This is a genomic window from Streptomyces sp. NPDC001941 (genome assembly GCF_040296945.1).
Taxonomy (GTDB): Bacteria; Actinomycetota; Actinomycetes; order Streptomycetales; family Streptomycetaceae; genus Streptomyces.
Genome location: NZ_JBEOYE010000183.1, coordinates 1 through 8851 on the forward strand (window position 1 = coordinate 1; position 8851 = coordinate 8851).

7 protein-coding genes are annotated in these 8851 nt (G+C 75.4%); 4 read left to right on the plus strand and 3 right to left on the minus strand.

The window, feature by feature from the left end; all coding sequences use genetic code 11:
• Window positions 1-10: 10 nt before the first annotated feature.
• On the plus strand, window positions 11-511 hold the full coding sequence (locus ABT160_RS45655) for an HAD domain-containing protein (protein WP_351656003.1): 501 nt from the start codon (window positions 11-13) through the stop codon (window positions 509-511).
• Window positions 512-567: 56 nt separating this feature from the next.
• Here ABT160_RS45655 and ABT160_RS45660 read toward each other — a convergent pair whose 3' ends face one another.
• From ABT160_RS45660 to ABT160_RS45670, 3 genes are all read right to left on the minus strand, one after another.
• The gene (locus tag ABT160_RS45660) at window positions 568-1311 is read right to left on the minus strand and encodes a hypothetical protein (RefSeq protein WP_351655988.1); all 744 of its coding nucleotides are present in this window, start codon (window positions 1309-1311) and stop codon (window positions 568-570) included.
• A gap of 169 nt (window positions 1312-1480) precedes the next feature.
• On the minus strand, window positions 1481-3484 hold the full coding sequence (locus ABT160_RS45665) for a hypothetical protein (RefSeq protein ID WP_351655990.1): 2004 nt from the start codon (window positions 3482-3484) through the stop codon (window positions 1481-1483).
• Window positions 3485-3564: 80 nt separating this feature from the next.
• Window positions 3565-5412, minus strand: a complete 1848-nt coding sequence (locus tag ABT160_RS45670) for an RICIN domain-containing protein (RefSeq protein WP_351655993.1) — start codon at window positions 5410-5412, stop codon at window positions 3565-3567.
• A gap of 240 nt (window positions 5413-5652) precedes the next feature.
• Here ABT160_RS45670 and ABT160_RS45675 point away from each other — a divergent pair, with 240 nt between their 5' ends.
• The 3 genes from ABT160_RS45675 (at window position 5653) to ABT160_RS45685 (ending at window position 8783) form a co-directional block, all read left to right on the plus strand.
• Window positions 5653-6903, plus strand: coding sequence for an ROK family protein (locus ABT160_RS45675; protein WP_351655995.1), 1251 nt, complete (start codon window positions 5653-5655; stop codon window positions 6901-6903).
• A 243-nt stretch (window positions 6904-7146) separates the two neighbouring features.
• Window positions 7147-8235 (plus strand): 2-trimethylaminoethylphosphonate dioxygenase, encoded by a 1089-nt coding sequence (tmpA, locus tag ABT160_RS45680; protein WP_351655998.1) that lies wholly within the window; start codon window positions 7147-7149, stop codon window positions 8233-8235.
• Window positions 8232-8783, plus strand: coding sequence for a phosphonate degradation HD-domain oxygenase (locus ABT160_RS45685; RefSeq protein ID WP_351656000.1), 552 nt, complete (start codon window positions 8232-8234; stop codon window positions 8781-8783). Before tmpA ends, ABT160_RS45685 begins: the two co-directional genes overlap by 4 nt.
• Window positions 8784-8851 lie beyond the last annotated feature (68 nt).

The window sequence follows — 8851 nt, forward strand, 5'->3', positions numbered from 1 at the left end:
CGGACCTCCCCTGCTCTTCCTCGACGTCGACGGCCCGCTCATCCCCTTCGGCGCCCCGCCGCGGGAACTGCCCGGAGGCCATCCGACGTACGAGTCCGTGCACGCGCCCCGCGCGGCGGACGGCAACCCGCTGATCTCCCGCATCGACCCGGCTCTCGGACCCCTCCTGCGGGAGCTGCCCTGCCGGCTCGTGTGGGCCACGACGTGGACGCACGACGCGAACGACTCCGTGGCGCCCTGGCTCGGACTGCCCCCGCTGCCCGTCGTCGACTGGCCGGACGAGGACGAGGAGGACGAGGTGTCCGGGCGGCACTGGAAGACCCGGACGCTCGTCGGGACCGCCGGGGGACGGCCGTTCGTCTGGGTCGACGACGAGATCGGTGCGGCCGACCGGGCCTGGGTGGCCCGGCACCACCCCGGTGCGGCGTTGTTGCACCGTGTCGAGGCGCGGCGGGGGCTCGGTGTCGGGGACTTCGGTGTGCTGCGGCGCTGGCTGCGGGCGCACGGGTGAGGCCCGTGGGGGTGGGGCGCCGGGCCACGGCGCCCCACCCCCACGGGCCGTCGGCGTCAGAGCAGGCTGATGCCGAGGCCCAGGTCCAGGTCCAGGCCGAGGTCGATGACGGCGTCCAGGGCCACGTCGACGTCGATGTCCGCGTCGACGAGGACGTCCACGTCCACGTCCAGTGCGGCGGCCAGGTCCGCGTCGAGCAGGACGCCCGCGTCGACCTCGCCGGTGAACAGGTCGGCGCCCGCGTCGACCACGACGCCGAGGTCGGCGCTGAGCTCGGCCGCGGCCTCCGCGCTGAGCTGGATGTTGTTGCTGTCCGAGACGCCGATGTCGACGGTCAGCGTGCGGTCGCCCGCCTTCGACGACAGGTGCACCGAGCTGGTGTCCACGTGGCCGAGGACCACGGCCTTGCCGTTGATCTGCGCGTTGACGTCACCGGTGGCCACGTCGATCTTCACGCCGGTCAGGACGGCCTGCTTGGCGCCCGCGCCGAGGACGACCTGGCCCGTGAGGTCGATGGTCCCGCCGTGGATCTGACCGTCCGAGACGTCCAGGGTGCCGCCGCCGACCTGGAGCGACACCTGGCCGGTGATGCCGAGGTCGCCGTTCACCGCCAGCGTCACGTCGCCGTTGACGACGGGGGTGTCCGCCGGGGCGACCGCGACGGCGGCGGCCGGGGCGGGGGCGGCGTACGCGGCGGCGGCCGGTCCCGCGACGGCGGCGGCCGAGGCGACGACGGCGGCGCAGGCCAGCACGGCGGCGCGGCGCAGACGGGCGGCGGGGCGGATGAGCTGGGAGGACATGGGTCTCCAGATGACTCGGGGAGAAGTACCTGACGGAGGGTCACTGCCCGCAGAGGTTGCGCGCGTTCGTGGTGGGTCCTCCGCCTGGCCCTCCCTTTCACCTGGAAGGGGGCACTTGGCGGGACATACGGAGGACCGTCGCCCGCCCGGCGTGTCGCGGCGGCGGCCGTCAGTCCGTGTCCAGGTCCAGGAGCAACCAGCCCCGGTGCGGCAGCTCCTGATCGAGCGTCAGTACTCCGTCCGTGGCCGTGAGGGTCGCGGGTGCGGGCGGCGCGAGCGGTGCGAGCAGCGTGGCCTCCGCCAGGCGCGCCCCCCGGGGCAGCGTGACGCGGGGGCGCGCCGGGTCGGCGCTGCCGTTGGCGACGGCCAGCTGCCGCCCGCCCCCGTTGCGGGCCAGCCGTGGCACCAGGTGCGGTCCGCCCGACACCAGCGGCAGCTCGGAGTCCTCGCCCTCGACCCGGCGGACCAGGGCGTGCAGCAGCCGCTGACCGTCGTCGTCGCGGGGCAGGGCGGCCGGGTCCGTGGCGGCCAGGACCGCGATCCGGCCGCCGAGCGCGTTGTCGTACACGCACCGTCCCGCGCCCCACGGGCGCAGGTCCGGCGTGAGCACCTCCGTCCACGCCTCGGCGCCGGGCAGCGGGCGCAGCCGGGCGAGCCGGGGCTGCATGTTGACGCTCAGGAACAGGTCGACGCCGTCCTCGGCGACGGGGCAGCCGCCCAGGACGCGCTCCAGGGAGTACGGGCCCGGGGCGGCCGGGGCGTCGCGCTCGACGACCCCCTCGACGGCCACACCGGTGAGCTCGCCGAAGCCGCGCTCGGCGAGGACGGCGGCGGCCACCCCGTCGAGCAGCAGCCCGCCGCCGAGCAGCCGCCGCAGCGTGGCGTCGTCCAGGGCGCGGGCCCCCTGGCCGAACAGCGCCCGCACCGGCGCGTCGCCCGCGGTCACCGGCACCCCGTACCCGAGCAGGAAGCCGGCGCAGGGCCCCGGGTCCACGGCCAGGTCGCCGGGCGTTCCCGCGCGCGGCGTGCGCACGTGCGCGGGCGCGTCCGGGTGCGTGACCACCGCGACCCCGTCGGTGTCCCGGTGCGCGCGGTCGGCCACGTGGTCCAGGGCCGGGCGGGCCCGGCGCAGCAGTCCCGCGACGCGCGGGTGGCGCCCGGCGTGCCCGGACGGCACGGGCAGCAGGTTCAGCAACAGCGCGTCCACGCCGGAGAGTTGGGCGGTCACCAGCTCGGACCAGGTCTGGGTGTCGGACGTGGACCACGCGGTGTGCGGCCAGTTCTCGATCTCCGGCTCCACCCGCACCCCGGCGGGGCGCAGGGTGCGCTGGTGGTCGAGCGTCCACACCGAGCGGCCCAGGCTCCGCCCGGGCGCGTCCTCGTACGGGGCGAAGTGCGGGCGGTGGACGGCCTCGCCGCCGATCGAGACCGCGTCGAACAGGGCGGCCCAGTCCCGGCCCTCGACCGCGTGCGCGGCGGGGTCGGACGTCATCAGGCCCAGCCGGGTGCGGCCCGACGACTCCTCGGCGACCGTCCGGGCGACCAGTTCGGCGACCTCCGACTGGGCGGTGCGCCACGTCTGTCGGAGCAGTGCGCGCCATGGGTGCGGCCGGCCGGGCGCGGTCACGGCGGCCAGCACGTCCTCCCGGGTCACCGGCGCGCCGACGAGGGCCGCGAGGCGGTCGAGCATCAGCGGTTCGAAGCCGCCGCCCCAGGCGAGCGGCGCGTGGTTGTGGAGGCGGAAGTCGTCCTCCAGCCACAGCGTGCGCGGGGCCAGCCGGGCGAACCGTCCGTAGTGCGCGGCCAGCCAGCCGCGCCAGCGGGGACAGGCCAGGGAGGCCTGGGCGCGCGCGGTGCGGCCGTCGGCGCCGACCACGGGGTGGAAGCCGAGGCGGTCCACGCGGCCCCGGTCGGCGTGCCCGGTGGTCACCCACGGGTTGAGGCTCACGTCGAGGCCCGCGTCGCGCAGGACCGCGGTGGCCGCCGCGGTCGTCGCGTAGAGGCCGTCCTCGTCGGCGCCTGTCGGATGCCCGTCGTGGAACTCCTCGGCGGCGAGCAGCAGGACGACCTCCGACACGCCCGACTCGCGGCAGAACGCGGCCAGTTCGGCCGTCTGACGCTCGGCGGCAGGAGTGGGGTGGAGCTGGAACCTGAGGTGGTACCGGGTGGGCACGGGCGGGGCCTCTTCGCGCGGTGTCGGTGGAGGGGCGTGTTCCCCGGGGCCCGAGGGCCCCGGGGAACACGCGGGTGGGGTCAGGGCCTGCGGGCCGGTGCGGGGCTGAGCTTCAGGGTCTGCTCGGCCGTGGTGCGGGCGCCGCCGACGGCGCTGCCGCTGGTGTCGGTCCAGGCCCGGGTGGGCGTGGTCTCGGCGAGCCGCCCGCTGGTGGCGGAGAGCCCGATGACCAGGCCGCTGTAGCGGTTGACCAGGCGGTACGTGCCGGTGGGCGCGCCGCCGGTCGTGGTGTTCCGTACGACGAACCACTGCTGGCCCACCGTCGGCCCGCCCGCCGGGGCGGCCGTCACCGTCGGCCTGGCGCCCCAGGCGCGGCCCGCGTTGCCGCCGGCGTCCACACCGAGCAGACGGCCGGTGGAGGCGTTGGCGATGCGGTAGGAACCGTCACCGTTGGAGGTGAACACCCACTGCGCGAGGCGCGAGTTGGCGCCCGAAGCGCCCGAGGTGGTGGCGCTGGAACCGCTGACCTGGGAGAGCAGCCGGCTGCCCGCGCCGATCGTGTAGGAGCCGCCCGAGGTGACCGGCGCGGCCGGGGCGCTGGTGTCGATCACCGTGTCGTAGTACTCGCCGTCCTTGCCGCCCGAGCAGAAGAACGAGCAGTACGAGCGGAAGGTCTTGCCGACGATGGTGGAGCCGGTCTTGTTGACCGCGTCCAGCATCCAGCGGTACCAGGACCCGGTGCGGTAGTCGCCCGAGTCCCCGGCCAGCCGCCACTTCTGGGTGGCCAGGTCGTCGGTCACGTAGAACCGCTGCGGCTCGGAGCCGTCCTGGACGACCGCCTCGGGCTCGCCGACGTACAGGCCGAGGTAGGCGTTGTACGCGATGTTCATGGTGAGCAGGTCCGACTTGGCGGGCAGCTTCCCGGCCGCCTGCTGCTCGGCGATCGTCCCGTCGTTGGCGGGGGAGTAGTCGTGGGCGACGGGCGTGTAGCCGGTGGTGTGGGTGGCGTCCACCGGCTCCATGTTGCTCTCCAGGCCGCCGGTGCCCGGCTGCGACCAGGCGCCGTCGTACCACTTGCGCCAGGAGCCCGGCGCCATCTTGCCGGACATCGGGGCCCGGGCCACGTGGGCGCGGCTGCCGTCGGTCCAGCCGCCGGGGACGCCGCCCTTCGGGATGACCCGGGAGTTGTAGTAGGCGTAGAAGTAGCCGGACGCGGTGTCCACGAAGAGCCGGGCGTCGCCGTTGCCGTAGTGGTAAGTGTCGTTCGGGAAGGCCGTGTTGTCGCCGCGCCGGGTGCTGTACGGCGAGGTGAGCACGTGGTCCTTGATGGTCCAGGTGCGGCCCTGGTCCCTGGAGACGGCCCGGTCGATGGCGTCGTAGTGCAGTCCGTCGCCGAAGGGCTGCGGGGTGAACTCGTTGTGGACGAGCCCGTACCAGTCGCCGGTGTCCGGGTCGACCCACACGCCCATCAGGTCGCAGTAGTTCTTCTGCGCGTACGACGAGGAGCCGGGCGCGTACGACGCCTCGCGCCCCGTGGGGCTGTTGTTGCAGCGCCAGGTGGTGTCGTTGTTGCGGTCGTCCGGGTTGGCGGGGTTCACCGCGTCGCTCAGCGCGGCGGAGCGGGTGGCGGTGTCCAGGTCCTTGCCGGTGTAGAAGCCCCAGGACCGGTCGTCGTCGGCGCCGTACAGGGCGTGCGCGGACTGGTAGTAGAAGACGCCGTTCTTGTCGGTGTAGGTGGCCGCGGGGGTGTCGTCCGGGTTGTTCCAGGGGCCCTTGGCGCCGATCTTCACGCTGAGCGCGGGGGCCTTGGTCCCGGCCGTCGCGGTGGTGCCGGTGGCGGGGAGTACGCCGACGAGCAGCGCGGCCGTCACGGCGAGCGCGCGGGCGGTCCTGCTCCGGGTGGTCCTGCTTCGGGTGGGGGCGGGCACAGTGCTCCTCTCGAAGGGGGGGGGGAGAGCGGTGGTTCCGAGGGGTGGTTCCGAGCGGTGGATCCGGGTGGTTCAGGGGGTTCACTGCCGGGTGCCTATTAGTTTGAATAGAATCCGAACTAAAGAAAGACCTGTCAAGGCATCCGGCCGAGATCGCTCCCGCGGCGCTGCTTGCCATCATGTGCCCAGGAACCACCGCGCAGTTGCCCCCGACCGCCCCCGCGCAGAGACGAGGACCCCGTGACCCACCCCTCCGCGGCCGCCCCGGCCGGGACCGCCCGCCCCCGCGAACGGGCCTCCCTGCGCCCCGCCAACCTGGGGACCATCCTGCGCCTGCTGCGTGACCGCGGACCGCGCTCCCGCGCCCAGATCGCCACCGACACCGGCCTGCCCAAGCCGACCGTCACCCCGCTCGTCGCCGAACTCGTCGGCCGGGGGCTCCTCCGCGAGGGTCCCGCCCGCCGCGAGGGAGCCGTCGGCCGCCCCGGCACCCTGGTCCACCTCGACGGCCGGGGCCTCGCCGGTGTCGGCGTCGAGATCAGCACCAGCTACCTCCACCTGCTCGCCCTCACCCCGCGCGGCGACGTCGTCGCCGAGCACCGCGAACCCCTCGCCGTCGCCCAGGCCGGACCCGGGGCCGTCCTGGACCGCACCGCCGCCGTCGTCACCGACTGCCTCGACGCCCTCGCCGGGGACGGGGTGCGCCCCGTCGGCCTCACCCTCGCCGCGCCCGGCGTCGTCGACACGGTCAACGGGACGGTCGTCCACGCCCCCGGCGTCGGCTGGCGCGACGTCCCCGTGCTCGCCGGGCTGCGCACCCGGCTCGGCGCCGCGCACCCGCCGCTCGCCCTGGACAACGACGCCAAGCTCGCCGCCCTCGCCGAGTACTTCCTCGACCGCGACGAGGGCGTCCACGACATGGTGTGCGTCACCGGCGAGCGCGGCGTCGGGGCCGGCATCATCAGCGCGGGCCAACTCCTGCGCGGGGCGACCGGGTTCGCCGGAGAGGTCGGCCACATGCCGCTCGACCCCGAGCGCCGCCCCTGCGTCTGCGGCCGGCACGGCTGCTGGCAGGGCATGGTCGGCCTGGACGCCGTCCTGCGCCTGGCCGCCGACGAGGGCGACGCGCCGCACGACCCGGGCGTCGCGCCGGAGGCCCGGCTGGCCCGGCTGCGCGAGCGGGCCCGGGACGGCGACCCGCGCACCCTGCGGGCCCTGGAGCGGGTCGCCGACGACCTCGGCCTCGGCCTGGCCCTCCTCGCCGACGTCCTCAACCCCCGGCTGATCGTCCTGGGCGGCTACTTCACGCACCTCGGCGACCTGATGCTGCCCCGCGTCCAGGAGGTCGTCCGGGACCGCGTGATGGCCCCCGACGCGGGCGGCTGCGAGGTCCGCCTCTCCGCCCTCGGCTTCGCGGCGGCGGCGCGCGGCGGGGCGTACCTGGCCCTGGACGCGGTGTACCGGGACCCGGGCGCGTACGGAGAGCGCTGAAGCGGGCGCGTACGGAAGACGCTGAAGCGGGCGCGCGCACAAGGGGTCAGGCGGGGGCGCACAAGGGGTCAGGCGGGCGCGGGCGGACAGGTCCCCAGGTCGAGCGGGCGCGGGTGACCGGCTCTCTGGTCACCCGGGCTTCACCCCCGCGTCACCGGGGGCTGTGAGGCTCGGGGCACACCGAAAGCTGTCTGTACAACTTGCACGTCCGGGCGCCCGGAGCGCCCGGCCGAGGAGTGCCCCATGGACGCCACGACCGCCCCCGCGCCGCCCCCCGCCTACTGGCTGCGCGACAACTGCCCCTGCGCCGACTGCCGCGACCCGCGCAATGGCCAGAAGCTCTTCCAGATCACCGACCTGCCCGAAGACCTCGCCGTCGCCGCCGAGCGCCCCGCCCGCACCCCCTCCGGCGCCCCGGCCCGCGAGGTCGTCTGGGCGCCCGACGGCCACGTCTCGCACTACCCCGAGGAGTGGTTCACCGCCGCCCCCGCGGGCGACGGGCGCACCGAGGCCGACAAGGAGACCTGGACCGCCGACGCGCTGCGGGACCGGCTCCCGGAGGCCGACTGGGACGCATACCGCACCGACGCGGGCACCAGGGCCCGCGCCCTGGAGCAGGTCCTGCGCCTCGGCTTCGTCGTCCTGCGCGGCGTGCCGTGCCGCGACCGCCAAGTCCTGTACGTGGCACGATCGTTCGGCTACGTCCGCGAGACCAACTACGGCGAGCTCTTCGAGGTCCGCGTCGAGCGCGACCCCAACAACCTCGCCTTCACCGGACAGCACATCACCCCGCACACGGACAACCCCTACCGCGACCCGGTCCCCACCCTCCAGCTCCTGCACTGCCTGGCCAACGCCGCACGCGGCGGCGACTCCGGGCTCGTCGACGGCTTCCGGGCCGCCGCCCTGCTGCGCGAGGAGGCGCCCGGGGACTTCGCCGTGCTCACCGCCACCCCGGTGCCGTTCGCCTTCCGTGACGCCCGCACCGAACTGCGCGCCGAACGACCGCTGATCGAGACCGACCCGCTCGGCCGCGTCCGCGAGGTCCGCTTCAACAACCGCTCCATCGGCACCCTGCGCCTGGACGCCGCCCGGCTCGACGCCTTCTACGCCGCCTACCGGCGCTTCGCCGCGATCCTGCTGCGCCCCGGGCTCCAGCTGGACTTCCGGCTCGCCCCCGGCGACTGCCTGGTCTTCGACAACACCCGTCTGCTGCACGCCCGTACGGCCTTCGAGGAGTCGGGGGAGCGCCACCTCCAGGGCACCTACGCCGACCTCGACTCGCTGCTCTCCACGCTCGCAGTGCTGCGCCGGGAAGGGGCCGCCGCGTGAACCCCGTCGACGAACTCGCCGCGCTCTTCGAGGGCGAGGGCGGCGCCGAGTACCTGGGCGAAGAGGTCACCCAGGCCGAGCACATGCTCCAGGCCGCCGCGCTCGCCGAGGCCGAGGGCGCCCCCGCCCACCTGGTCGCCGCCGCGCTGCTGCACGACATCGGCCACTTCCACGGCACCGTCACCGGGCGCGACCTCATGGAGGGCGGCCTGGACAACCGGCACAGCCACACCGGGGCCGACTGGCTGGCCCGGCACTTCGGGCCCGAGGTCACCGAGCCGGTCCGCCTCCACGTCGCCGCCAAGCGCTACCTGTGCGCGGTCGAGCCCGGCTACTTCGGCCTGCTCTCGGAGGCCTCCGTGCACACCCTGCGCGTCCAGGGCGGGCCCATGTCCCCCGAGGAGGCGGGGCGGTTCGAGGAGCGGGACGGCGCGCGCGACGCCGTGCTCGTACGCCGCTGGGACGAGCGGGCCAAGGACCCCGAGCACCCCACCCCCGGCTTCGACCACTTCCGCCCGCTCCTGGAGGGCCTGCTCGTACGGGACTGAGCGCCGGACGTGGGGGGGGGGGGGGGGGGGGCGCCGGCGCGGGCCCGCCCGCCCCCCCCCCCCCCCCC